Origin of the sequence: Nonomuraea sp. NPDC048892 (genome assembly GCF_040649735.1) — a bacterium.
GTDB lineage: Bacteria > Actinomycetota > Actinomycetes > Streptosporangiales > Streptosporangiaceae > Nonomuraea > Nonomuraea maheshkhaliensis.
In genome coordinates, this window is the sequence record NZ_JBEZFZ010000001.1 from 959,657 (window position 1) to 983,086 (window position 23,430).

Genomic DNA, 23,430 nt, shown 5'->3' on the forward strand with positions numbered 1-23,430 from the left:
GTCGTGCCGTCCTACTTTCGTTCACTGACCATTCACAAACGTGCTTGCTGGATTCTGCCTACCCAGGTCAGCTCGCGGTAGGTCTGACCAGTGACTTCACAGCGAACGTTCGCGGAACGTTATCCGCGATGCCCCTCCTGACCTGGTGCGCTGCCCGCGACCGGGGGCGGCCGGGCGGTGTTCTTGTTACTCTCGTGGACCATCGGGCCTACCGCACGTGACGACGCGGCCGCCCGGACCGCGGGGGGCGGATGGTGGACGAAGAGCCCGCAGACAGGCTCGGCGCGCGATTCCGGGTGGAGGAGGCGTCCGTCGCCGAGGGCAGGGGCAGGGTGCTGTTCGCCCACGACGAGCAGCTTGGCCGCCCCGTCGTGCTCAAGCGCACCGATTCGGTCGAGACCCGCGCCCTGGCCACCCTCACCCACCCCCACATCGTCACCGTCCACGACGTCCTGACCCTCGACGACGGGGCCTGGGCGGGCACGTGGCTGGTCCTCGAACGCATGCCGAACGGCAGCCTGTCGGAGCGCACGTTCTCCCCTCGGGAGGCGGCCAGGATCGGCGCGCAGATCGCCGACGCGCTGGCGGCGCTGCACCGCAAGGGGCTGGTCCACTGCGACGTGAAACCGGCCAACATCGTCACCGACGCCGAGGGCACGGCGAAGCTCACCGACTTCGACGCCGTGTGGCGGATCGGCGGCGTGGAGACGATCTCGCCCTACCGGCCGATCTCCTACACGCCCGACTACGCCGGGCCCGAACTCGTCGGCGGGCGCCCGGGCGCGGCCTCCGACGTGTTCTCTTTAGGCGCCACCGTGTACGCCCTGGTCGCCGGCCACCCCCCACGTCCCTGGGCCCACGACGGCGATTCCGCCGCGGCCTCGCGCCGGGCGGACGGCGGCGGTTCCGTTGACGCGCGCATCGTCGGGCGGGCCGCGCACCACGGGGTCATCGAGATGGCGGTGGACGTGGGGCCGTTACGCCCGGTGCTGGCGGCGATGTTGCGCAGCGAGCCGGAGCGACGCCCGGCCGCCGCCGAGGCCCGCGACGCCCTCCGTGACGTCGCCGACCCGCCGCCGCTGTGGCGCAAGGCGCGCGACACGGCCTTACGCCGGTGGCCGGCGCTGGTCGCCCGCCGGTGGCCGGTGCTGGTGGCGGTGGCGGTCGCCCTGGCGCTGGCCGCGTCCGCGACGGCCTGGCTCACCGGCTCCCCGGCCGCGACCGCACCCCCGCTGTCCGCCACACAGCCCGCCTCACCACCCGTCACCCAGCCCGCCTCGCCATCGTCATCCCCAGGGGAGCTGCGGATCGTCGCGTCCAAGGGCGCGCCGACCAAGTACGGTGTCGAACAAGTTCACCTGGACCGCCGGCTGAGCCGGTGGCGGAGCGAGATCAGCGGACGACCGCTGAGCCGGTGGCGGAGCGAGATCAGCGGACGACCGCTGAGCCGGTGGCGGAGCGAGATCAGCGGACGACCGCGCACGCGTCCCGGTTGAGCGAGAACCGGGCCGGCGCCGACGCGTCGCCCGTGTGGGCGACCAGGTAGCCCAGGGTGACGCTGCTCCCCGGGGCGATCGAGCCGTTGTGGCCCGCGTCGGCCGCGGTGATCATGTCCCCGCTCTGGGTCAGGTCGGTGTTCCAGTCCCCGATGACGCTCTGCCCCCGCGCGAGGGGGAAGCGCAGCGTCCAGCCGTCGATCGGGGTGGCGCCGGTGTTGGTGACGGTGAGGTCGACGGTCATGCCGCCGCCCCAGGTCCGCGTGGTGTACGCGATCCGGCAGGTCGGCTCGGCGCGCTCGAACGAGACGCGGTGCAGGCCGCCGGGCAGGTCGTTCACGACGTAGAGCTCGCCCTCGGGCGTGGCGCCGAACGCGGTGACCTGCGTGGGCGTCTGGCCGAGCTCGGCCTGGTCGTAGCCGCCCGATCCGTTCTCACGCAGCGCCCACACGGTCGAGTAGCAGTAGTCGGTGGCGAGGTAGGTGCCGCCGACCAGGCCGGCGAACTGCTTGCCGCGATACACCTGCCCGCCGATGACCGCGCAGCCGCCGGTGTGCGGGGAGTAGGTGAAGACGGGCGCGGTGTACGCGGCCCCGGCACGGCACTGGGCCTGGTCGAACACCTCCAGCCCTTCGTAGCAGGACCAGCCCAGGTTCGCCCCCGCCTGCCGTCCCTTCCGCAGGTGGTTGATCTCCTCCCACCGGCCCTGGCCCACGTCGGCCACCCACAGCGAGCCGTCGGCCGGATCGACGGAGAACCGCCAGGGGTTGCGGCCGCCGTACAGCCAGATCTCCCCCCGCGCCCCCTCCACGCCGGCGAACGGGTTGTCGGCGGGCACGCAGTAGGCGAGCTCGCCGCAGCTTCTGCTGACATCGACCCGGATGACCTTGCCCAGGAGCGTGTCCAGGCGCTGGCCGCTGTCGAACGGGTCACCGGCGCCGCCGCCGTCGCCGATGCTCATGTAGAGGTGGCCGTCGGTGCCGAAGGTGATCTGGCCGCCGTTGTGGTTGCTGTTCTCGGCGTGCTCCTGGGCGAGCAGGGGTTCGAGGCGGGCGTCGTCCAGCCGGTACCTGGCCAGGGTGACCGCGCCGTCCGGGAGCGCGGTGTAGGCCAGGTACAGGTCCTGGCTCTGGGCGAAGTCGGGGGAGAGGGCGATGCCGAGCAGGCCCCGTTCGTTGCCGGACTCGTCGACGGAGGCCGTGATGTCGATGATCGGCGTCTGCGCCAGGCCGGTGTCCGGGTGGTAGACGCGTACCGTGCCGCGCTTCTCGGTGATGAACAGCCGCCGCGTGCCGTCGTCGGGGGCGGCGATGGCGGTGGGGCGGCGCAGCCCGAACGCGACCTGGGTGGTGGTCGCGTCGATCTCCTCCAGCGGCACCGTGGCGGCGGCGCGCGCGACGGGCGAGCCGGTCGTCGCGGCGACCGGCGGAGGGTTGAGCGGGGCGAGAAGTGGCAGGGACAGGGCGAGCAGCACGGGGGCCGCCCAGCGTCTTCCTGGCATGTCGAACTCCAGACCGGGGCATCGTCGGGATCCGCAGACCGGACGGTAGCGGCTCGCCCGGCGTCCCAACCAGGCCCGCGATCACCGCGCCCGCCCGGTGCGCCGGCTCCGGGCCGCTGACCGGCGACGACGCGCGTACGCCCGGCGCCGAGCCATGAAACGTACATTCGCCGCATGCCCGGATGCCCCGGCCCGCGTACGACGGCATCGGTTCGCCGACCGCCCGTGTGGGACAGAGGCGCGCGGGAGCGGGCGGCGTATGGTGGATGGACTGGGATCTTCAGCCTGTCGGCAACCGCGCCGGCGTCGCCCCGGCCGCAGCCGCCCTCACCTACCGCGACGCCCGCATCCTGGCCGAGCACCTCCATACCCGCCTCCACCTCGACGAAGGGACACCGATCATCGCCATTCCTGCCGTTCCCCCGTCCGAGGAGCCGGCCCGGCGGGTACGCCCCCACGTGAGCGAGGCGAAGCTGAGCCCGCGCGGCCAGCCGGCCCCCGACGCCCTCCACTGGACCTGCCCCCACGGACGCCACGCGGGCAAGGGCTGCGTCGCCTGCTACGAGGCCTCGACCGACGCCGACCCGGCGCTGCCGCTGTGGCGGATCGCGGTGTGGTTCACCTCGGAGCGGCCGATGCCGATCAGGGTGCTGAAGGACGTGCGCCGGCACGGCCGCAACTTCGCCCTCGACCAGCCGTCCACCCCGCTCGTCTACCTGCTCAGCGGCCAGGCGCGGGCCGCCACGAGCGCGGAGGCCATCGCCGGCCTGGTCGGATTCCTGGTCGGCAACCGGCACATCGTGGACGCGTTCACCGTGACGGAGATCCGCGCCGTCATCGCCTCCTGACCGGCCCGCCGCACCAACGCGCCACACCGACCCGCCGCACCGACCCGCCGCACCGGCCCACACAGGCTGCTGAACGGCCATGAAGTAGACTCAAAGCACCGAGGACTATTCGAGCGTCGGCACCCAGTCAGCGTCGCCCCCGGCGAACCACACCAGCGGCCCCATCTCGGCGGGCCTGGATGGGGCTAGCGACCATGACGCAACAACCGATCCGTGTGCACCGCTCAGCACAGCTTCGTCCTCGCACTCCTCCTTCGGCTCAGATCCAGGACCGCCACGAGAGCACCGCCATGGTGCCGGGCGGCCGCGCGCCCGTCGACTTTTCCTTCACCGTCGTTCCGCAGAGGAGACGTATGACCATCACCAATGCCATGAAGCCGCACGAAGCGAGCACCCTCAAGCCCACCCTGATCCACCTGTCGGGTGACATCGACATCTTCACCACGGCCCAACTACGCCAGCGGCTGCTCGACGCCCTGAGCCGCACCACCGGCACGCTCGTCCTCGACCTGTCCCGGGTCACCTTCTGCGGCGCCGGCGGGCTGGCCGTGCTGCTCGGCGTACAGGCCAGGGCCCGCGCGCTGGGCGTCACCCTGTCGCTGACCGGCATCCCACCCTTCATGACCCGCCTGCTCCGCATCACCGGTCTGGCCCCCCACTTCATCCGCGCGGCCTGACCGGCCCCTCTCCCTCCGCGGTCGAAGAGGAACTCCGGGTGGAAGGAACACCGGGTGGCCCGCGGGTTGTCCCCCGTGCGAGCTACCGGCGATTGTCCACCGAGTGGTGACGCTGCCGGGGTGATCGGATCCGTAGCGTAGCGGCATGGCCGCGGCGCTTCGACCGCATCCCGCCGCCGGGTGAACCGCCCCGGTGTCACCGCTCTTCCTGGAGGACTCGAATGCTCCGCACGATCAAGCGGTCCGTTGTCGTCGCACTCTGCTGCACCGCGATCGGCGCGGGGCTCGCCGGTTGCGAGAGCGACGCGATGGACGATTGGGACCCCCTCGCCGGCACCGAGCAGACCGAGAAGAAGGCCGACGCCGCCCCGATCAACGGCACTCAGAAGATCAAGGTCGAGGGCAAGCAGGTGAACGTGTCGTGCTCGGGCGACGCGGCGGAGGGCGAGCCGGTCATCGTGCTGCTGCACGGCGCCGGTGACGGGGTGGAGAAGCTGGCGGCGCTGCAGAAGACGCTGAGCGGCAAGAACCGGGTCTGCTCCTACGACCGGCTGGGCTCCGGGGCGAGCGACCAGCCCGACGGCCCGCAGACCTTCGCGAGCAGCGGGAAGGTGCTCACCGGGGTGCTCGACCGGGTCGCCGGCGAGTCGCCGGTCGTGCTGGCGGGGCACTCGCTGGGCGGGCTGATCGCGGCCAGGTACGCCCCCGAGCACAAGGACCGGATCAAGGGTCTGGTGCTGATGGACGCGACGCCGTCCACGATGACCGCCGACATCAAGAAGGCCATCCCCGAGTCGGCCAAGGGCCCGGCGGCCGAACTGCGGGCCCAGAACCTGGCCATCTTCGCCGGGCAGAACCCCGAGAAGCTCGCCGTTCCCGACGGCAAGGTGGAGTCCGCCGGGGACATCCCGGTCGTGGTGCTCACGCACGGCAAGCCGTACCTCGCCGCGCTGCCCACGTACGGGCCGCTGCTGGAGAAGGCGTGGTCGGCGGGGCAGCGGGACTGGCTCGCCCTGTCGACCAGCAGCAAGCTGACCACGGCCGAGAAGAGCGAGCACTACATCTACGTGGACCAGCCCGAGATCGCCGTCAAGGCCATCGAGAGCGTCGCGGCGCTGGCCGGATGACGTCGAAAGTTTCGCTCGGAAAGAGAAACTTTACATAGATCGTCAAAAGCTCAATAATTCACGCGTAAGCCATCCCATCGCACGAAGCGTCAAGGAGGCAGCCGTGAGAAGGATCCACCGAGTCGCCAAGCTCGCCGTCGGCACGACGGCCGGGCTGGTGCTGGCGCTGGCCGGCAGCACCCCCGCCTCGGCGTCCACCTGGGAGCTGCGCGACCTGGAGCAGCGGATGTGCGTCACGTCGAGCTTCGGCCATCCCAACACGTACTTCGTGGCCGCGGTCGTCGGGAAGTGGTCGAAGACGGTCCGCGTCGGGCTGCGTAACCTGCCTCCCGGCTCGACCACCCTGGGCGACGACGCGATCCCGCCCGGTTCCAACTACCCCAACCCCGAGAACGGGGCGACGACGATCAACGGCTGGCTGCAGATCTCGATCGCTCCGCTCCCGGTCGGGGTCTACACCCCGACGCTGATCGCGTACGACGGGAAGGAGACCCAGTCGACCCCCATCACGATCACCTCGAAGACGGTCTGCTAGGAGTATCGGGGTGTGGCCCGCGATCCGGGCCACACCCCGAGTGCCGGAATTCGCATGAACCATGCCGTCCGAACCCTTCTTTACTAGGCTCGACCGGTGATCGATACGCGGCGAGTCAAGGATCTGTGGCGGCGGTGCGACGTCACGGTGCGAGATTTCCCGGTGGCGCTCTTCCTGACCATGGTGCCGCTCCTGCCGGAGTTCCAGGGCAACGGCACCCAGATCGGCGGCCTGCCCACTCGGCCCTATGACGCGCTGGCCATCCTGGTGGTCGCGCTGGAGTGCCTGCCGCTGACCGTGCGCCGCCGGTGGCCGATCGTCTGCGTCGCGCTGGTGTCGGTCGGGTTCGCCCTGGACCAGGTCTTCGCCTACCACTCGCTGGGGGGCACCGCGCTGCCCTTCGCGCTCGTCAGCGTGGGCGCCCATCTGCGGCGGGGCCGGCGCGTCGTCATGGTCCTGCTGTCGCTGGCGTACCTGGGGTTCGCGTACGCGCTCGACCGGGCCGGCGGGCAGGAGACGCCGGCCAACCACGCGCTGTTCTACCTGTCGATGGTGCTCGCGTGGGGAGTCGGCGCCTGGCTGCGCAACACCAGGGCGGCCGAGGCCGAGCGCCGCCGCCATGTCGCCGAGGCCACCCGTGCCGCGGAACGCACCCGCATCGCCCGCGAACTGCACGACGTGGTGACCCACCACGTGACCGCGATCGTCGTACAGGCCGAGGCCGCCCGCTATCTCACCGCCGCGCCCGATCGCCTCGACGCGACCCTCAGCGCCGTCACCGACACCGGCCGGCGGGCCATCACCGACCTGCGGCACATGCTCGACGTGCTCGATCCCGGCCATGACTCAGGTGACGAGACGCCGGCCTCCGGCGACCTGCGTGCCCTGGTCGAGCAGACGCGCCAGGCGGGGCAGCCGGTGGAGTTCGTCGAGGAGGGCGAGGCCGCGGATCCATCCGGTGGCGGGCATTTCGTGATTTATCGGGTGGTGCAGGAGTCGCTGACGAACGCCCTCAAATACGCCCACGGCGCCCCCACCGTGGTTCGTGTCCGCCATGGTGAGAACGTGATCGAGGCGGAGGTCGCCAACGACGGCACCGGCTCGCGGTCCGGCTCTCCCGGCGGGAGCGGGCGCGGCCTGGCCGGCCTCCGCGACCGGGTCGAGGCCCTGGGCGGCGAGTTCAGCGCGGCTCCGCAGGCGGACGGCGGCTTCGTCGTACGGGCTCACGTCCCCACGCAAACAGCGCAAGCCGGCCGGTCCGGTCAGCTCAGTGAGGCGGTGGCCGCGCGGAGTTCGTCCAGGGCGGCCAGGGCGTAGCCGGCCAGGTCGTCATCGCCGTCGCGCTCGCCCTCCGCCCATTCCTGGTAACCCCGCTTGAACGCGAGCACCCCCAGCTCGCCCGCGAGAGCCGCGATCGGATCGGGTACGCCCCGGGCGACCAGCGCGGTGGTCATCGCGGCAGCGAGGCTGACGGTCTTGAGCGCGTCACGTGCCTGCAGTTCGCCGCTGGCGGCGATGGCCGCCTTCAGCCGGGGGGCGAACTCGCGATTCGCCGGCCCCATCGTGCTCGACGCGCGCCGGAGACCGGCGGCGACCGCCTCCAGCGGGCCGGCGTCGGCGGGCGCCTCGGCGATGCCCTCGGCCAGCAGCCGGCTCAGCGTCTCCTGGCCGGCCACCAGCAGCTCCCGTTTGTCGGGGAAGTGGCGGAAGAAGGTGCTCTTGGTGACTCCGGCGCGCTCGGCGATCTGCGCGACCGTGGTGGCGTCGTATCCCTGCTCGGTGAACAGGTCGACGGCGGCCACGACGAGGCGTTCACGCGCACCTGGTTCCCATCGGCCCATGGCTCCATCGTAGCGTGATGAGACCTTTGTCCCATCACCCTGCTACAGTGATGGGACAAAAGTCTCATCACTTGTGGGAGTGTTCCATGCGCGTCTTCATCACCGGCGGCACCGGCCTGATCGGCTCCGCCGTCGTCGCCGAGCTGCTCGGCCACGGCCACACCGTCCTCGCCCTCGCCCGCTCCGACGCCTCGGCGCGGGCCGCCAAGGAGGCCGGCGCCGAGCCGCTGCGCGGAGGTCTCGCCGATCTGGACGTCCTGCGCGCCGGCGCCGCCCAGGCCGACGGCGTGATCCACCTGGCCTTCGCCAACGACTTCAGCGGCGCCGACGCCCTCGTGAAGGCGGTCGCCGAGGAGAGCGCCGCCCTCGCGGCCCTCGGGGAGGAGCTCGTCGGCAGCGACCGCCCCCTCGTCGCCGCCTCGGGCACGCCCCTCGCGCCGGGCCGCGCCTCCACCGAGGCCGACCCCGCGATGACCGAAGGACCGGTCGGCGGTCGCGGTCGCGCGGTCACGGCGATCCTGGACCTGGCCGAGCGCGGGGTCCGCAGCACGGCCGTACGCCTGCCGCGTACGGTGCACAACCAGGGCCAGGGCGGGTTCGCCGGCCTGCTCACCGGCATCGCCCGGCAGGCCGGCGTGTCCGGCTACCTGGGCGACGGCACCCAGCGCTGGCCGGCCGTGCACGCGCTCGACGCGGCGGTCCTCTTCCGGCTCGCCCTGGAGACGGCGCCGGCCGGCACGGCCTGGCACGCCGTCGCCGACGAAGGCGACCAGGTACGCGACATCGCCGCGGTCATCGGCCGCCGGCTGGGCCTGCCGGTCGAGTCGGTGCCGCCGGAGACCTACGGCCCGCTCGCCCCGATCTTCGCCGCCGACCAGCCCTCGTCCAGCGCCCACACCCGGCAGACGCTCGGCTGGGAGCCGAAGCACCCCAGCCTGCTGGAGGACCTGGAGCAGATCCAGCCCTGAGGACCGGGTCGATACGATGGCAGGGTGGCGACGGCACACGACCGGACAGGCGACCTCGCCGCGCTCGATCCCGAGTCGGCCGGGTGGGTGCGCGCGCTGCTCGGCCCTGAGCCGAATCGGCAGGCGGCCGTCGAGCGGCTGCACGCGCTGCTCCTGCGCATCGCGAGGAACGAGGTCCGCAGGCGGAGCGCGCGGCTCGGCGTCACCGGCCCCGAGTTCGATGACCTCGCCCACCAGGCCGCGGCCGACGCGCTGCTGGCCATCACCGGCAAGATCGGCGACTTCCGGGGCGAGAGCAGGTTCACGACCTGGGCCTACAAGTTCGTCATCCTGGAGGTGTCGGCGAAGGTCGGGCGACATTTCTGGCGCAACCCCCGCGTACCTTTCGATACCGAGGACTGGGAGCGGCTGCCCGACCGGTTCGGGCTCGACCCGGCCGCGGAGTCCGAATGGCGCGACCTGCTCGCCGCGCTGCGCCGCGCCGTCGAGGAGAAGCTGACCGAACGGCAACGCCGGATCTTCGTCGCGCTGGTGCTCGCGGAGGTGCCGCTGGACGCCCTGGTCGTTGAGCTCGGCACCAACCGCAACGCGATCTACAAGACGATGTTCGACGCCAGGCGCAAGCTCAGGGCCGCGCTCGTCGCGGCCGGTCACATGGATCACGACATGGTGAGGCGATCGTGAACGGCTGGGCCGAGCTGGACCGCTTCCTGGAGACCGATCCACGCGACGTGGGCTGCGAGGAGGCGATGGCCCTGCTCCACGTGTACGTCGAACTGGTGGCTCGGGACGCCGGAGCCGAGCGGCATCATCCGGGCATCGCCGCCCACCTGCGCGCGTGCGGCCCGTGCTCGGACGACTTCGAAGGCCTGCTGGCCGCGGTCACCGGCCAAGGGCCCTGAGCCCGGATGCGGTGGCGCTGTGGCGCGCGTCACATGGGGGTAAGACCTCGCCGGTGGCCGCCGCGAACCAGGTATGACCGATTCGTTCAACGGCAAGACCGCTCCGGCGGCTCTGCTGCACCCAGGTGACGCATTCCCGGCACTCACGCTGTCGCTGCCCGGCGACGAGACGCTCCGACTGCCCGACGCTCTCGCCGGCGGCTTCGGCGTGGTGCTCTTCTACCGGGGCTCGTGGTGCCCGTACTGCAACGCCCAGCTCCGCGCGTTCCAGCGGTCGCTGGACAAGCTCGCCGAGCTGGACGTCAAGGTGGTCGCGGTCTCGGTCGACGAGGAAGCCACCACCAAGGAGCTGGTCGGCAAGCACGGCCTGACGTTCCCGGTGGGGCACAGCGCCGACGCGGCCGCCTTCGCGGCGGTGACGGGCGCGTTCGTGCACACCGACCCCACCTACCTGGAGTCGACCGGCTTCGTGCTCGACCCGGACGGCAGGGTTCTCGTCAGCGTGTACTCCAGCGGGGCCATCGGCCGCCTCGTTCCCGAGGACGTCGCCGGCCTGATCCGGTACGTACGAGAGCACGCGGCCGGTTGATCAGAGGTCGAGCACCAGGTCGTGGCGCGGTGTGGCGCAGCAGATGAGGACCTCGCCGGTGGGCGGTGGCTCCAGCGGGTCGGGGGCGTAGGACACGTCCCCGGCCAGGAGCGGCGTTGTGCAGGTGTGGCAGACCCCCGTACGGCAGGACCAGCGCGTCGGCACGTCGCAGGCGTCCGCTAGATCGAGCACGGAACGGTGGCGTGGTGACCAGCGGACCGACAGGCCGCTGCGGGCGAACGTGATCAGCGGCCCGGTGCCCGGCTCGCCCGGCGGCTGGTGCGGCGCCACCGCGGGGCGAGCCGTGAGGCCGGGGTTGATGGCGGCCAGCGCACCGAACAGTTCGGTGTGGATCCTGTCGTCCGCCAGCCCGATCGTGGTGAGCGTCGCGCGCATGGCGTCCATGAAAGGGGCCGGGCCGCACAGGTAGGCGCCGGCATCGGTGGGCAGCCCGAGCCCCGCCACACTCTCCAGACCGGGCCGGCCCCGATGAACCTCAGCCCGCACCCCGTCCCCGCCGTCGCTGCTGCCGTCGCCAGGGCTGGGGCCGGGGCCGCTCACGCGATCCGAGTCGTCGCCGGTCGCGCCGTTCTTCGCCGTGTAGAAGATGTGCTCGTGGGCCTCGGGCAGGTCGCGGAGCAGGGCGTGCGCCTCGTGGGCGAAGAGGTGCTCGCTGCGGTTGCGCGCCGCGTGGATCCACCAGACGGGCCGCGCGGTACGTTCGGCGGCCAGGCGGTGCAGCATCGCCATGACCGGGGTCGCGCCGACGCCGGCCGAGACGAGCACCACCGGCCCGTCCCCGGGGACGAGCACGAAGTCGCCGCGCGGAGCCGCCACCTCCAGCACCGAGCCGACCCGCAGCCCGGCGTGCAGGTAGCGGCTGACCAGGCCGTGCTCCTCGCGTTTGACACTCACCCGGTACGCGGACGCGCCAGGCGCGGAGGAGAGCGAGTAACTGCGTACCGGCGGCGGATCGCCGGCCCCGTCGACCCGGAGGGTGAGGTACTGACCGGCCTCGGCGGCGGGCAGCGCGCCCCCGTCGGCCGCTTCGAGCTCGACGGAGAGCACGGACGGGGTCTCGTGCACGAGCCCGGTGACCCGCAACGGCCGGAACCCCGGCCAAGCCTCCGCACGCGGCCCGGCCTCAGCAGCCCCGCCAACCTCAGCAGTCCCAGCGGCAGCCGCCATATCGCGGAACGACTGCTGCCACCCAGGACTGAGCGCCGGAATGGCGAGCGCTCTGCGAAGTTTGTCCGGATCGCGCCCCGGAAGATAGAGCAACGCGTCGATGTCGGCCACGCTGAGCGCCCCCGGCCCGGTCCGCGTCTTGACGATGGCGTCCCCCGCCCGCACCACCCCCTCGGTGATGACCCGCAGGTAGAAGCCCGGCCGATGGTGGGAGACGAGCAGGGCGGGCAGTTCGGGCTCGCCGAGCCGCATGCCGACCCGGTAACAGGTGACCCGAGGCTGGGTGACCTCGAACTCCGCCTCTCCGATGCGGTACCGGTCGCCGACGCACACCTCGTCGTCGGGCAGCCCGTCGACGGTGAAGTTCTCCCCGAACTGGCCGTACTCGAAGTCGGAGCGGCCGAAGTGCTCCTGCCAGTGGGCGTACGACTCGATCTGGTAGACGAGCACGGCCCGCTGCTCGCCGCCGTGTCCCTGGAGGTCGCCCTGGCCGTCGCCGTCGATGTTGAGCCGCCTGACCAGGCGCGGGCCGGTGACGGGATGTTTCCACACGCCCGTGTGCACAGTCCTGCCCTGCCAGGACACGTCCTTCGGCATCCCGACGTTCACCGACAAGAGCTTCGCCGTCATGATCCTCGCCGTGGTGTGGCCCACCCCAGGTCGCCGTTCACCTCCACCCTAACCAGCGGCTTCCCGGAGACCGCGACCGCCACGCGCGCAGCGGCCGAGGCCCGCGCCCGCCGCACTTCTTACGGACCGCGGACGGTACCGCCCGGGACGGCCACCGGAGCGCTCGGCGGTGTCAGGCTTCGAGACATGAGCAGGCGCCTGACAAGCATCGCGGTGACCTTCGGCCAGTCGTTGGCCGGCAGGTTCACCAGCCGGCTGCGTTCGGAACGGGTGGCGGCCAAGCTGGGGATGTGGCTGGGGATCAGCTTCACCGTCGCCTTCGCGACCGGCCTCTTCAGCCACTTCACCCAGCATCCGCCCACGTGGCTGCTGTGGCCGTCGCGGCCGGTCAACCTCTACCGGGTGACGCAGGGCCTGCACGTCATCGGCGGCATCGCCACGGTCCCGCTGCTGCTGGCCAAGTTGTGGACGGTCTACCCGAAGCTCTGGCAGTGGCCGCCGTTCCGCTCCGCGGGGCACGCGGCCGAGCGGCTGTTCGTGCTGCTGCTGGTCGCGGGCGCGTTGTTCCAGCTCGTCACGGGGCTGCTGAACATCGCCTACACCTACCCGTGGCCGTTCGGGTTCGTGCAGGCGCACTACTGGACCGCCTTCATCGTCTACGGCGCGCTCGTCATCCACGCCGTCAACGAGTGGTCCAAGGTCAGGCGGCATCTGTGGGTACGCGTGGAGGACCCCGACCGGCGCCGCTTCCTGACCACGGTCGCCGCCGCGTGCGGCGTGGCGGCGCTGGTCACGGTGGGTGAGGCGGTCACCCCGCTGAAGGGGCTGGCGGTGCTGGCGCCGCGCGATCCTGACGCGGGGCCGCAGGGTGTGCCGGTCAACCGGTCGGCCGCGGCGGCGGGGGTGCGGGTGGCGCCGGGCGATCCGGCGTACCGGCTGGTGGTGACGGGAGCCGTGCGCACGGAGCTGTCGCTCGCCTACGCCGACCTCGCCGCCCTGCCCCAGCACACGGTACGGCTGCCGATCGCCTGCGTGGAGGGCTGGAGCGTGGAGTGCGAGTGGACGGGCGTACGCCTGCGCGACCTGATCACCCGGGCAGGCGCCGCGCCGGACGCGTTCCTGACGATCGAGTCGCTCGAACGCACCGGCTACTACCGCACCAGCGAGGTACGCCCCCCGCACTGGAACGACCCGCTGACCCTCCTGGCACTCCGACTGAACGGCCACCCGCTGGACGCCGACCACGGCTACCCGGTGCGGCTGATCGCGCCCAACCGGCCCGGCGTCATGCAGACCAAGTGGGTCGGCACGGTGAGGGTCGCATGAGGTGGGTCCTGTACGCGGCCGGCGCCGCGCTGGTGGGCCTCGGGTTCACCGGCCTGTTCCTGGACAGCGGTCCGATCGGCTGGGCGCTGTGGTTCGGCGGCGTCGTGGTGGCGCATGACGGGATCCTGGTTCCCGTGGTCCTGCTGATCGGCTTGGCCGTGCGCCGGGCGGGCGGTGCGGTGCGGGCGGTCGCGATCGTGGCCGGCACGGTGACGCTCGCGACCCTGCCGACCGTGCTGGCGCTGGGCCGGCGGGCGGACAACCCGTCGATCCTCCCCCTCGACTACGTCCGCAACCTGCTGCTCGTCCTGGGCGTGCTCGCTCTCGCCGCACTGGCTCCCCGGTTGTGGCGGGCGGCACGACGGAAGCGCGGGGGCCGCGCGCCCGAGTCGGATCGCTGACTCCGTCCCGACCACGACACGAGGTCCGGTACGGGCGGAGTACGGACAGCGCCGCGCCAGCGGCGGTCCCTAGCGTTCTCGTCAAGACGCCCAAGATCTGGACCTCGACCGGACCCGCGGCCGGACAGCCGTACACGTACGGCACCGCGTGACGTCACTGTGCTCACGTTCTCCCAAGTGACTCTTCGTGAATCGCGCCGATCTGTCGTTCATCGACTTCCGCCATGAAGGGAAACCAGTGAAACCAGGAATCATCGCGTCGGTCGTGGCCTTCTTAGTCGCGACCACCAGCGCCGTCTTCGTGAACGCGCCCTCCGCCTCCGCCGACGGCCTGAGCAACCCGAGCGGCACGCTCACCACCGAGTGCGACGGCGCCAGCAGCTTCCTCCAGGTCGACTGGAAGGCCGGCGACAAGGTGACCATCCGCTGGCGGGTCGACGACACCGGCACGGCGAGCAACTTCTCCCCGGTGCTGCGGATCCAGGCTCACGACGCCGACCACAGCTCGGCGCCGTTCACGTTCCCCAGCGGTGACGCGCACTTCGTCCTCAACAGCGGCAACGGCACCCATGACGTGGGCCTGAAGTCCGACTGGAACCCGGAGGCCATCGGCAACATCAACCACCTGCGGGTGCAGATCCAGAACGGCACCACCGCCCAGGGCACCAACTGCGTCGAGGTGCGGGAGATCTACAACTGGAGCATGATCGGCCACAAGAACGCCATGGCGAAGCGCGGCGTCGACTACGTGCTCGGCGGTGAGGGGACGCCGGCCAAACCCGGGTACGACTGCTCGGGCCTCGTCTACGCCTCCTACAACCCGATCGGCAACTTCCCCGGCTGGCCCGTCCGCCGTGCCGTCGACATGTGGAGATGGGCGGAGAGCCACCAGTCCCCGTCGAAGTTCTACGCCAAGTCCGTCGCCTGGTCCGACCTGAAGGTCGGCGACCTGATCTTCTACAAGACGACCGATGAAGCCGTCGGCCACGTCTCGTTCTGGGAGGGGGACGGCAACGTCCTCGACGCGCTCGAACCGGGCACCAAGGTTTCCGTCCATCCCGAGGGCGGCCTGCGCAACGTCCGCGTCGCGGCCTTCCGCATCCTCGGCGTGGCGACCGTGCCCACAGACTGACATCGTTCCCGCCGCGAGCCCAGTGTGCCGAGCCAGGCACTCTGGGCCTCGGCGGGTTCCTGACCTAAGATCGTGCAGTGCCCCCAAGGCCGTGGATCGACGTTCTGCTCACTCGGTGCAGGCACGAGTGACGCGGACCAGCTTCGGCGGGCTGTTGCGCGCCCATCGCCGCCGTGCCGGGCTGACCCAGCGGCAACTCGCCGAGCGGGCGGGCGTGAGCGCGGGCGCGATCCGCGACCTGGAACAGGGCAGGACGAGAAGCCCGAAACGGGACTCCGTCCAGGCCATCGCCGGCGCGCTCGGGCTGAGCGGCTCCGACACCGAGCAGTTGCACGCCGCCGCAGAGGCGCGTCGCGTCCGGCGCGACGAAACCGATCCGGCCCGTGGCGGCCCGCTGCGCGTCCGCGTACTCGGCCCGATCGAGGTCTGGCACGGCGAGGTCCAGGCGCCGCTCGGCTCCGACCTGCAACGCACGCTGCTCGCCCGGCTCGCCCTCGGCGCCGGCGCGGTGGCCGGGCAGGACGAGCTCATCGAGCTCCTGTGGCCCCACAGCGGCGGCCATCGAACGGCGCGTCGCACGGGCCGGCGCGCGGTCAGCCTGCTGCACACGCACGTCGCCAGGTTGCGGCGGCTGCTGGACTCCGGTTCCGGCGCCGCGAGCGTGCTCCTCGGCGGCCAGAACGGGTACCGGCTCGCACTCACCGCCGATCAGCTCGACCTGCTGGAGTTCCGCGACCTCACGGCGCGGGCGGCGTACGACGCGCCGGAGGAGGCGCTGGCCAGGCTCGCCGCGGCCGTCGCCCTGTGGCGCGGCGAGATCGACGCGGAACGGGTGGCGGCGAGCCCGCTCTACACCGCGGTGACCGGCGAGTACGCCGCCACCGTCCAGGCATTCGCCACCCTGGCCCGCGACCTGGGCCGGCCGGAGCGGGCACTGCGGCCGGTGCGGCAGCTCGCACTCCGGCACGAGCTGGACGAGCCGCTGCACGCCGAGCTGATCCTGACGCTGGCCGCGACCGGCAGGCAGGCGGAGGCGCTGGCGGCGTACGAGCGGATCAGGTCGGCACTGGCCGACCAGCTCGGCATCGATCCGGGAGAGCGGCTCAGGCACGCCCAGCTCGCGGTGCTGCGGCAGCAGGAACGGCAGGCCCGGCGGGCGATGGGACGCACCGCGATCCAGCAGGCGCCCGCCGCGCCGCCCGACTTCGTCGGCAGGACGGACGAGCTGGCCGGGATCGAGGCCGCGCTCGCCAGGTCGGACCTGGATCCGGGACCGGCCGCGCCCCGGATCGTGCTGATCGACGGCATAGCGGGAGTCGGCAAGACCGCGCTCGCGCTCGCCGCCGCGCACCGATTACGCGGGGAATATCCCGATGGTCAGTTGTACGCCGATCTGCGCGGCACCACCGCGACCGGGCCGGAGCCGATGCGGGTGCTCGGCCGCTTCCTGCGCGCGCTCGGCGTGCCGGGCAGGCGGATCGGGACCGACGAGACAGAGGCGGCCGCGGTGTTCAGGAGCGAGCTCGCCGACCGGCGGATGCTGGTGCTGCTGGACAACGCGCACGACGCCGGCCAGGTGCTGCCGCTGCTGCCCGGAGCCGGCGGCAGCGACCTGATCGTGACCAGCCGGCGCCGGATGCCCGGCCTGGCCGGCGCGAACGCCGTCCACCTCGAACCGCTCAGCCCGCAGGAATCGATCGCCCTGATCGCCGCGACCGCGGGAGCGCACCGGATCGAGGCCGATCCCGGCGCGGCCGGCGCGCTCGCCGAGGCGTGCGCCCGGCTGCCGCTCGCGCTGCGCATCGCGAGCGCGCGGCTGGCCACCCGGCAGGCGTGGACCATCGGCGACCTGACCCGCCGGCTGCACGACGACAACCGCAGGCTCACCGAGCTGTCCACCGGCGAGTCGAGCGTGCTCACCAGCTTCCAGCTCAGTTACGCCGACCTGAGCGCCGCCGCCCAGCGCGCGTTCCGGCTGTGCGGCCTGCATCCCGCCGACGACTTCGGCGCCGACAGCACGGGCGCCCTCCTCGACCTGCCGGCGCTCGAAGCCGACCGCCTGCTGGAGGACCTGCTCGAAGCGAACATGCTGATGCAGTACGCGACCGACCGCTACCGGCTGCACGACCTGCTCGGCCTGTACGCCCGGCGGCTGCTCGCCGACGACGCCGAGGGCGAGATCGCCCGTTCGCGCCTTTACACCTGGTACGCCGACGCGGTGACGGCCGCGATGGAGTGGGTCTACCCGCAGCTCGTCCGGCTCCAGACGCACACGGCGCGGGAGTCGGTCTTCGCCACCGAGACCGACGCCCTCACCTGGCTGGACGCCGAGTTGCCCGCGCTCGTCGCCGTCGTCAAGCACACCGCAGGGACCGCCGACCGCGCGCTGGCCTGGCGCATCACCGACCAGCTACGCGGCTACTTCCTGATCCGCCGGCACATCGACGGCTGGTTGCCCGCGGCCGAGGCGGGCATGGAGGCGGCCGTCCTGGCCGGGGACGACGTCGCGCGTACCGCGATGCTGATCAGCCGCGGCCAGGCGCTGTGGTCGGTCGGCCGCGACGAGGAGGCGCTGGCGGACTCGCTCGCCGGTGAGCGGCTCGCGGCCGCCACCGGCTGGACGACGGCCGCGGCGTACCTGTCCCACCACATCGGCTGGCACCACCTGGAGCGGGGCAAGCTCGCCGACGGGGAGAAGTGGATGGGCCGCGCGCTCGACCTGACCGAGGACGACCCGCTCGGTCACGTACGCGCGGTCGCGTTCAACGGGCTCGGGGTGCTGCGGCTGCATCAGGGCCAGCTGGTGGACGCCGCCGACCTGCTCAACGCGGCACTGGAGATCAACGAGACGACGGGCAGGGAGACCTCGGCGCTGGCGAACCGGGGCAACCTGGCCAGCGCGCTGCGTCAGCTCGGCTCGGAGCGGCACGCCTTCGAGCTGCTCACCGGCGTGCTGGCGGCGTACAGGAAGGGGGCCAACCTGCGCGGTGAGCTGTCCACCCTGGACGAGCTGAGCCGGCTGCACCTGCAACGCGGGGACGCGGCCACCGCGCTGGAGGTGGCGCGGCGGGCGTACGACATGGCGATCGCGGTGCACGACAGGAAGGCCACGGCGCAGACCGCGGCCACCGCGGCCCAGGCCTACCACGCGCTGGGTGAGGTGCGGGCCGCCGTCCAGTGGTTCGAGCGCTGCGTGACGATCGCGCGCGACACCTACCCGTTCGTGGAGGCGCGGGCCCTGGTCGGCCTGGCCACCACCCGGCTCTCGGACGGCGATCCGGCGTCGGCGCGGCGGATCGCCGAGCGGGCCCTGGCGATCGCGGGCTCGTGCGGTTTCCGCCTGCTCGAACGCCGCGCCCTGGCCGTGCTGGACGCCTCGAAACAGTGAGCACCCGCCCCGTGTTCAGGCTCGGCCGAGGTCACGGGGAGGGGTCACGGGGCCGGCTGGGGATGCAGGGCGTCCACGAGCAGGTCGAGCAGCCGGCCGATCTGCTCGGGCGTGTCGAGGGCCGCCGTGGCCAGGAAGATCCCGAGGATCATCATGGTGACCTGTTCGGGCTCGACGTCCGCGCGCAGCGCGCCCGTGGCGGCGCCCGCGGTGAGGAACGCCGTGATGGCGGCGGTGATGCGTTCCCTGGTGGTGGTGGTCGGGATGCGGCCCGCGGTCTGGCCGGCCCGAATCGCGTCGGCCATGCCGTGCTTCATCACCGCGAACGCCGCGTACCGCTCCATCCAGGCACGCAGCGCGAGCAGTGGCGGAAGCCGTTCGAGCAGGTCGGGGACGCACGCGCTGAGCTCGTCGAGCTCGGCGGCGTAGACCGCCTCCACGAGCGCCTCGCGGGTGGGGAAGTGGCGATAGAGGGTGCCGATCCCGACCCCCGCCTCACGGGCGATGGTCTCCAGCGGAACGCTGTCGTCGGACGCCGCGAACGCGGTGCGGGCGACGGCGACCAGTTTGTCGCGGTTGCGCTGGGCGTGGGCGCGCAGCGGGCGCTGGGGTGCGGCCGGGGTGGGCGTGGGTTCGAGCGCGGCCAAAGTGGAGGAACCTCCGGTATTGCCCTATAGTCGATCGAAGATAACGGAGGGTCCTCCGCTATCTCTGGCATTCTACGTGGACGGGATTCCCATGCCTTCAACCAGCTCTCCCGCTTCTCCCGATGCGCCCGGCGGGCGGGACGCCGCGCCGCGGCCCGGTGGCGCCGCTCCGTTCGCCGGCCGTACCGTGTCGCGGATCGGCTACGGCGCCCTGCAGCTCGAACGCCTGCGCGGCGACCGTGACGCGGCCCTGGCGCTCGTGCGCCAGGCGATCGACAGCGGCGTGGACCACATCGACACCGCGCAGTTCTACGGCGACGGCTACGCCAACGAGATCCTCCGCGCCGCGATCGGGCCGGAGGACGACGTCATGATCGTCAGCAAGGTCGGCGCCACCGCCAATCCCGGCGGCCCGGTCCCGCTGCGGCTGGCCCAGCAGCCGAAGGAACTGCGCGCCGGCGTCGAGGACAACCTCACCGCCCTCGGCGTGGACCACATCCCCGTCGTGAACCTGCGCCGCCTCGACTCCGGCCCAGGGCTGCGGCCCGAGGGCGATCAGGTGGCCGACCTCGACGACCAGCTCGCCGAGATGACCGCGATGCGCGACGAGGGCAAGATCGGCGGGATCGGGCTGAGTGGCGTCGGCATCGACGGGTTGCGCCGGGCGATCCCCGCCGGCCTCGCCTGCGTGCAGAACGCCTACAGCCTCGTCTGCCGCGACGACGAGGAGCTGCTGCGGCTGTGCGCGGCCGAGGGCATCGCCTGGGTGCCGTTCTTCCCGCTCGGTGGGAGCTTCCCCGGCATGCCCAAGGTCACCGACGAGCCGGCCGTCCGCGCCGTGGCCGAGTCGCTCGGCGTCACGCCGTCCCAGATCGGGCTCGCCTGGCTGCTGCACCACGCCCCGAACGTGCTGCTCATCCCCGGCACCGGCGACCCTGCCCACCTGGAGGCCAACCTGGCGGTCGGCGACATCACCCTCGACGCCGCGGCCATGGCCGCCCTCGATGCCGTCGAGTCGCGATCCAGCGACGTTCCGCTCGGCTGATCGGCGTTGGGCGGGTAAGAGATCGTTGCCGAGACATCAGCACTGAGCGAGCAAGGACAAGACGATATGAAGGCCATCATCTACCGCGACCACGGCGACGCCGACGTTCTGCAGCTCGTCGAGCGTGACGTGCCCGAGCCCGGCCCCGGCGAGGTCCGCGTCCGGGTCGCCGTGTCCGGGGTCAACCCGACCGACTGGAAGAGCCGCTCCGGCGCGACCAACAGGAAGAGCTTTCCCGAGGTCACCCCGCACCTCGACGGCGCCGGCGTGATCGACGCCGTCGGCGAGGGGGTCGACCCGGGCCGGGTCGGCCAGCGGGTCTGGCTGTTCATGGCCACCGTCGGGCGGCCCACCGGCACCGCCGCCGAGTTCACCGTCGTGCCCGCCGGCAACGCGGTGCCGCTGCCCGACGCGGCCGGGTTCGACCTCGGCGCCTCGCTCGGCGTCCCCGCCCTCACCGCGCACCGCGCGCTCACCGTCGCCGAGGACGGGCCGCGCCGGCTGGGCCCCGGCGCGCTCGACGGCAAGGTGGTGCTCGCCGCCGGTGGGGCAGGAGCGGTCGGGCACGCGGCCATCCAGCTCGCCCGCTGGGCCGGCGCCACCGTGATCAGCACGATCAGCGGCCCGGAGAAGGCCCGGCTGGCCACCGCCGCCGGCGCCCACCACGTGATCAACTACCGCGAGGGCGACGCGGCCGCCCGGATCCGCGAGCTCGCCCCGGACGGCGTCGACATCGTCGCAGAGGTGGCGCTGGGGGCGAACCTGGACCTGGACCTGGCCGTGCTGGCCACCCGCGGCACGATCGCGATCTACGCCAACGACGGTGACAAGCCGGTCAACCTGGACGTGCGGCAGAACATGATGCTGAACACGCGCTATCAGTTCCTGGTGCTCTACACGGTCGGCACGCAGGCGCTCACCGCCGGCGCCGAGGACGTCGCCGCCGCCGTCCGCGACGGGGCCCTGCCTGTCGGTGAGGAGCACGGCCTGCCGCTGGTCCGCTTCCCGCTCGACCGTACGGCCGACGCGCACCGGGCGGTGGAGGGCGGCGCGGTCGGCAAGGTCCTGGTGGACATCGCCCCGTGACGGCCGCGCGTGACGGCCGCGCGTGACGGCCGCGTGTGACGGCCGCGTGGGACGGCATCGCGGGGACGGTCCCGCGAGGTGGCGGCCTCGCGATGGGGCGGCCTCCGCGATGTGACGGACGCGGGCCCTGCTACGGTGCTCCTCACGAGCTGGAGATCGTCCCGGCCGGCTCCCCGTTGAAGGAGAGACTCTGCGACGAGACAGGCCGCGGCGCCGGCTCCCGCTCATCGCGCTCGTCGCAGTCGTCGTGGGCCTGCTCCTGTCGAGTGGCTGCGCCATCGACAAGGGCACCGCGCTCGCCGCGGACTTCGACGCGGACTGGGCCGGAACGCCGGACGTCACCAAGATTGACACGACCAGGAACAACACGCTCCCGTTCGCGGGCTCGGCCTCCGGCACCCTGATCCTCAGGGACGGCACGCCGGCCGACCGGGTGAGCGCGCTGGCGAACGACCTGCGGCGCTACGTCGCCGAGCACCGGAACGTCACCGGCCGGATCACGGCGGGCGCCGTCAGCTTCACCGTCGTCGCCGACCGGCGCCGCGCTGACGAGGCACTGTCGTTGTGGCGGTCACTGACGACCGACGACCGGACGCTGACCGGCGACCTGCACGACGCGCCCACGAAGGGGGTCGTCCGCTGGCGGATCGAGCTCACCGCGACCGACGCCGCCGCCGCGATGACGCTGTTCGAGGACCTGGTCACCGACGGCGGACGGCATCGGCCCCTGTCGGACGTGGTGTCGCTGAAGGTCGGTACGGGCCGCACCGCCCGGCCCGCGCTCTCCGTCGGCACCGACTTCAACGGCGCCCGCCCCACCGAGGCCATCGCCGCCTACCAGGCGGTGGCCGCCCGGTACGCCGTCGCCGCCGCCTCGCTGATGCCCGACCGCGCCGCCATCGTGGTCGCGAAGCAGGCCGACCTGGCCCGTGCGAGCGAACTGGCCGGAAAGGCGGCTCCGGGCCTCGGGGCCACACTCAAGGTCACCAGCGCCGACAACCCGTGACGCTCACCAGCGTCGGCGGCCCCTGACGCTCACCAGCGTCGGCGGCCCCTGATGGTCACCAGCGCCGGCGACCCCTAATCCCCTTAAGCCCGCGCCGGCTCCGGCCGGCACAACTCATCGTTCATGACGCGCCTTCGTTCCCGTTGGCCGGCACGGGCGTCACGGGGATGACGCCGTCCGGCAGGGAGACGGGCCTCGCCTTGCTCTGCACGAACGTGCGCGGCACGTGCACCCAGGCATGTCCCCGGTACTCCTTCTCCAGCACCTGGACCCGGCGGAAGTCGTCGAGGTGGTAGGTGGTGTAGCCCTGACTGATCGTCCCGTCGTAGATCTCGTCGGAGACGATCACCGCGAGGGACGTGTCGGAGGTCTCCAGCGTCTGCCTCAGCGCACTACACGAGAGCAGCCGCTTGACCTGGACGACCGCCTGTCCCGCGAAGCCGTTGGCCGCCTGCGAGACGACGCCTTCGTGCACGGCCATCCGCAGCCGCAGCCGCGCCTCCTCGATCCTGGTGGCGTTGCACTGGTTCAGCAGCCGGTGCAGGTGCCTGACGAAGTCGTCGACGAGGCGGTGCTCCGGTTCGGAGGTGGGGAGGATGGCGAGCTCTCCGTCGCCGGACGGCTGGGTCGTCCACAACTTCCTGTGCAGCACGGCCGCGTCGGCCGCCTCGTGCAGAATGTCCACCAAGGTGCGCTGAATACTGCGATGACGCTGGGCGTCCCCGCTGCCGTAGCCGGCGATGTCCGTCGCCAGCAGCAGATATCTGCCGGTGTTTATCGGATTTGTCGGCATTTGCTTTCTCCAGGAAGGAATTGCCGCTTAATTGATGAGGAAACCCTGGCGTATGATCCAGCCGGACAAGACCTATCCATACGTTTTCGAAGGTCGGTCGTGACCTTGGCCAGGGCGCCGGGCCTCGTGCCGGTCGGGGACAGGAGGAAGACGCGCCGGTCGGTCTGTTCGCCCTGCCTGATCAGAACCCTGCCGGCGGGCTGGAGCGTGGCGGGGGTGAGGGAGAGCAGTTCCTGGCCGAGAGTGGGGCTCAATTCGGCCATAGAGGTATTCGAAGGCCATTCGATGGGATAACGACGTTGCA

22 protein-coding genes are annotated in these 23,430 nt (G+C 72.1%); 17 read left to right on the forward strand and 5 right to left on the reverse strand.

The features are described 5' to 3' along the window. The first annotated feature begins 251 nt into the window (after positions 1-251). Entirely contained in the window at positions 252-1,496 is a 1,245-nt protein-coding gene (locus tag AB0C28_RS04710; protein WP_358073084.1) for a serine/threonine-protein kinase, read from the forward strand. On the opposite strand, the gene AB0C28_RS04715 is transcribed toward AB0C28_RS04710, so the two are convergent. After that, positions 1,465-2,997 carry a PQQ-dependent sugar dehydrogenase gene (locus AB0C28_RS04715; protein WP_358073085.1) on the reverse strand — a complete coding sequence of 511 codons (1,533 nt, stop codon included), beginning with the start codon at positions 2,995-2,997 and terminating at the stop codon, positions 1,465-1,467. The genes AB0C28_RS04710 and AB0C28_RS04715 overlap by 32 nt on opposite strands. 266 nt (positions 2,998-3,263) lie before the next feature. Here AB0C28_RS04715 and AB0C28_RS04720 point away from each other — a divergent pair, with 266 nt between their 5' ends. The 5 genes from AB0C28_RS04720 (at position 3,264) to AB0C28_RS04740 (ending at position 7,501) form a co-directional block, all read left to right on the forward strand. Continuing rightward, positions 3,264-3,845 (forward strand): hypothetical protein, encoded by a 582-nt coding sequence (locus AB0C28_RS04720; RefSeq protein ID WP_357838451.1) that lies wholly within the window; start codon positions 3,264-3,266, stop codon positions 3,843-3,845. A gap of 353 nt (positions 3,846-4,198) precedes the next feature. Further along, on the forward strand, positions 4,199-4,522 hold the full coding sequence (locus AB0C28_RS04725; protein WP_357838448.1) for an STAS domain-containing protein: 324 nt from the start codon (positions 4,199-4,201) through the stop codon (positions 4,520-4,522). 221 nt (positions 4,523-4,743) lie between these two features. Then, positions 4,744-5,649 carry an alpha/beta hydrolase gene (locus AB0C28_RS04730; protein WP_358073086.1) on the forward strand — a complete coding sequence of 302 codons (906 nt, stop codon included), beginning with the start codon at positions 4,744-4,746 and terminating at the stop codon, positions 5,647-5,649. Between the two features lie 103 nt (positions 5,650-5,752). Then, on the forward strand, positions 5,753-6,184 hold the full coding sequence (locus AB0C28_RS04735) for a DUF5980 family protein (protein ID WP_357838443.1): 432 nt from the start codon (positions 5,753-5,755) through the stop codon (positions 6,182-6,184). A gap of 96 nt (positions 6,185-6,280) precedes the next feature. Next, complete coding sequence (locus AB0C28_RS04740; RefSeq protein ID WP_357838440.1) at positions 6,281-7,501, forward strand: histidine kinase; 1,221 nt, start codon at positions 6,281-6,283, stop codon at positions 7,499-7,501. On the opposite strand, the gene AB0C28_RS04745 is transcribed toward AB0C28_RS04740, so the two are convergent. After that, positions 7,447-8,025 carry a helix-turn-helix domain-containing protein gene (locus tag AB0C28_RS04745; RefSeq protein WP_357838438.1) on the reverse strand — a complete coding sequence of 193 codons (579 nt, stop codon included), beginning with the start codon at positions 8,023-8,025 and terminating at the stop codon, positions 7,447-7,449. The genes AB0C28_RS04740 and AB0C28_RS04745 overlap by 55 nt on opposite strands. A gap of 86 nt (positions 8,026-8,111) precedes the next feature. Here AB0C28_RS04745 and AB0C28_RS04750 point away from each other — a divergent pair, with 86 nt between their 5' ends. The 4 genes from AB0C28_RS04750 to AB0C28_RS04765 all read left to right on the forward strand — a co-directional run bounded on the left by AB0C28_RS04750 (position 8,112) and on the right by AB0C28_RS04765 (position 10,484). Continuing rightward, on the forward strand, positions 8,112-8,993 hold the full coding sequence (locus tag AB0C28_RS04750) for an SDR family oxidoreductase (RefSeq protein ID WP_357838435.1): 882 nt from the start codon (positions 8,112-8,114) through the stop codon (positions 8,991-8,993). Between the two features lie 24 nt (positions 8,994-9,017). After that, positions 9,018-9,677 carry a sigma-70 family RNA polymerase sigma factor gene (locus AB0C28_RS04755; protein WP_358073087.1) on the forward strand — a complete coding sequence of 220 codons (660 nt, stop codon included), beginning with the start codon at positions 9,018-9,020 and terminating at the stop codon, positions 9,675-9,677. Continuing rightward, positions 9,674-9,895, forward strand: a complete 222-nt coding sequence (locus AB0C28_RS04760) for a hypothetical protein (RefSeq protein ID WP_357838429.1) — start codon at positions 9,674-9,676, stop codon at positions 9,893-9,895. Before AB0C28_RS04755 ends, AB0C28_RS04760 begins: the two co-directional genes overlap by 4 nt. 73 nt (positions 9,896-9,968) lie before the next feature. Further along, on the forward strand, positions 9,969-10,484 hold the full coding sequence (locus AB0C28_RS04765; RefSeq protein WP_358073088.1) for a peroxiredoxin family protein: 516 nt from the start codon (positions 9,969-9,971) through the stop codon (positions 10,482-10,484). Here the strand turns inward: AB0C28_RS04765 and AB0C28_RS04770 are convergent, their stop codons facing one another. Further along, a complete protein-coding gene (locus tag AB0C28_RS04770) occupies positions 10,485-12,302 on the reverse strand; it encodes an MOSC and FAD-binding oxidoreductase domain-containing protein (protein ID WP_358073089.1) in 1,818 nt (605 codons plus the stop codon). A 186-nt stretch (positions 12,303-12,488) separates the two neighbouring features. Here AB0C28_RS04770 and AB0C28_RS04775 point away from each other — a divergent pair, with 186 nt between their 5' ends. The 4 genes from AB0C28_RS04775 (at position 12,489) to AB0C28_RS04790 (ending at position 18,549) form a co-directional block, all read left to right on the forward strand. Continuing rightward, positions 12,489-13,628 (forward strand): molybdopterin-dependent oxidoreductase, encoded by a 1,140-nt coding sequence (locus AB0C28_RS04775; protein WP_357838421.1) that lies wholly within the window; start codon positions 12,489-12,491, stop codon positions 13,626-13,628. Continuing rightward, on the forward strand, positions 13,625-14,029 hold the full coding sequence (locus AB0C28_RS04780; protein WP_346110801.1) for a hypothetical protein: 405 nt from the start codon (positions 13,625-13,627) through the stop codon (positions 14,027-14,029). Before AB0C28_RS04775 ends, AB0C28_RS04780 begins: the two co-directional genes overlap by 4 nt. Positions 14,030-14,294: 265 nt before the next feature. Further along, positions 14,295-15,161 (forward strand): NlpC/P60 family protein, encoded by an 867-nt coding sequence (locus AB0C28_RS04785; RefSeq protein WP_357838418.1) that lies wholly within the window; start codon positions 14,295-14,297, stop codon positions 15,159-15,161. 115 nt (positions 15,162-15,276) lie between these two features. Next, a complete protein-coding gene (locus AB0C28_RS04790) occupies positions 15,277-18,549 on the forward strand; it encodes a BTAD domain-containing putative transcriptional regulator (protein WP_358073090.1) in 3,273 nt (1,090 codons plus the stop codon). Between the two features lie 44 nt (positions 18,550-18,593). On the opposite strand, the gene AB0C28_RS04795 is transcribed toward AB0C28_RS04790, so the two are convergent. Further along, positions 18,594-19,196, reverse strand: coding sequence for a helix-turn-helix domain-containing protein (locus AB0C28_RS04795; RefSeq protein ID WP_357838413.1), 603 nt, complete (start codon positions 19,194-19,196; stop codon positions 18,594-18,596). Between the two features lie 91 nt (positions 19,197-19,287). Between AB0C28_RS04795 and AB0C28_RS04800 the strand changes: the two genes are divergently transcribed. From AB0C28_RS04800 to AB0C28_RS04810, 3 genes are all read left to right on the forward strand, one after another. Next, the gene (locus AB0C28_RS04800; RefSeq protein WP_358073091.1) at positions 19,288-20,241 is read left to right on the forward strand and encodes an aldo/keto reductase; all 954 of its coding nucleotides are present in this window, start codon (positions 19,288-19,290) and stop codon (positions 20,239-20,241) included. Positions 20,242-20,307: 66 nt separating this feature from the next. Then, positions 20,308-21,327 carry an NADPH:quinone reductase gene (locus tag AB0C28_RS04805; protein WP_358073092.1) on the forward strand — a complete coding sequence of 340 codons (1,020 nt, stop codon included), beginning with the start codon at positions 20,308-20,310 and terminating at the stop codon, positions 21,325-21,327. A gap of 247 nt (positions 21,328-21,574) precedes the next feature. Further along, positions 21,575-22,333, forward strand: coding sequence for a hypothetical protein (locus AB0C28_RS04810; RefSeq protein ID WP_358073093.1), 759 nt, complete (start codon positions 21,575-21,577; stop codon positions 22,331-22,333). Between the two features lie 121 nt (positions 22,334-22,454). Here AB0C28_RS04810 and AB0C28_RS04815 read toward each other — a convergent pair whose 3' ends face one another. After that, positions 22,455-23,126, reverse strand: coding sequence for a hypothetical protein (locus tag AB0C28_RS04815; protein WP_357838401.1), 672 nt, complete (start codon positions 23,124-23,126; stop codon positions 22,455-22,457). Positions 23,127-23,430 lie beyond the last annotated feature (304 nt).

What these genes read in the sequence shown, in the direction of transcription:
- AB0C28_RS04720 (WP_357838451.1), top strand. Translation starts at nt 3,264, where the DNA reads ATGGACTGGGATCTTCAGCCTGTCGGCAACCGCGCCGGCGTCGCCCCG.
- AB0C28_RS04815 (WP_357838401.1), bottom strand. Translation starts at nt 23,126, where the DNA reads ATGCCGACAAATCCGATAAACACCGGCAGATATCTGCTGCTGGCGACG.
- AB0C28_RS04715 (WP_358073085.1), bottom strand. Translation starts at nt 2,997, where the DNA reads ATGCCAGGAAGACGCTGGGCGGCCCCCGTGCTGCTCGCCCTGTCCCTG.
- AB0C28_RS04800 (WP_358073091.1), top strand. Translation starts at nt 19,288, where the DNA reads ATGCCTTCAACCAGCTCTCCCGCTTCTCCCGATGCGCCCGGCGGGCGG.
- AB0C28_RS04725 (WP_357838448.1), top strand. Translation starts at nt 4,199, where the DNA reads ATGACCATCACCAATGCCATGAAGCCGCACGAAGCGAGCACCCTCAAG.
- AB0C28_RS04745 (WP_357838438.1), bottom strand. Translation starts at nt 8,025, where the DNA reads ATGGGCCGATGGGAACCAGGTGCGCGTGAACGCCTCGTCGTGGCCGCC.
- AB0C28_RS04750 (WP_357838435.1), top strand. Translation starts at nt 8,112, where the DNA reads ATGCGCGTCTTCATCACCGGCGGCACCGGCCTGATCGGCTCCGCCGTC.
- AB0C28_RS04730 (WP_358073086.1), top strand. Translation starts at nt 4,744, where the DNA reads ATGCTCCGCACGATCAAGCGGTCCGTTGTCGTCGCACTCTGCTGCACC.
- AB0C28_RS04770 (WP_358073089.1), bottom strand. Translation starts at nt 12,302, where the DNA reads ATGACGGCGAAGCTCTTGTCGGTGAACGTCGGGATGCCGAAGGACGTG.
- AB0C28_RS04780 (WP_346110801.1), top strand. Translation starts at nt 13,625, where the DNA reads ATGAGGTGGGTCCTGTACGCGGCCGGCGCCGCGCTGGTGGGCCTCGGG.
- AB0C28_RS04805 (WP_358073092.1), top strand. Translation starts at nt 20,308, where the DNA reads ATGAAGGCCATCATCTACCGCGACCACGGCGACGCCGACGTTCTGCAG.
- AB0C28_RS04775 (WP_357838421.1), top strand. Translation starts at nt 12,489, where the DNA reads ATGAGCAGGCGCCTGACAAGCATCGCGGTGACCTTCGGCCAGTCGTTG.
- AB0C28_RS04710 (WP_358073084.1), top strand. Translation starts at nt 252, where the DNA reads ATGGTGGACGAAGAGCCCGCAGACAGGCTCGGCGCGCGATTCCGGGTG.
- AB0C28_RS04765 (WP_358073088.1), top strand. Translation starts at nt 9,969, where the DNA reads ATGACCGATTCGTTCAACGGCAAGACCGCTCCGGCGGCTCTGCTGCAC.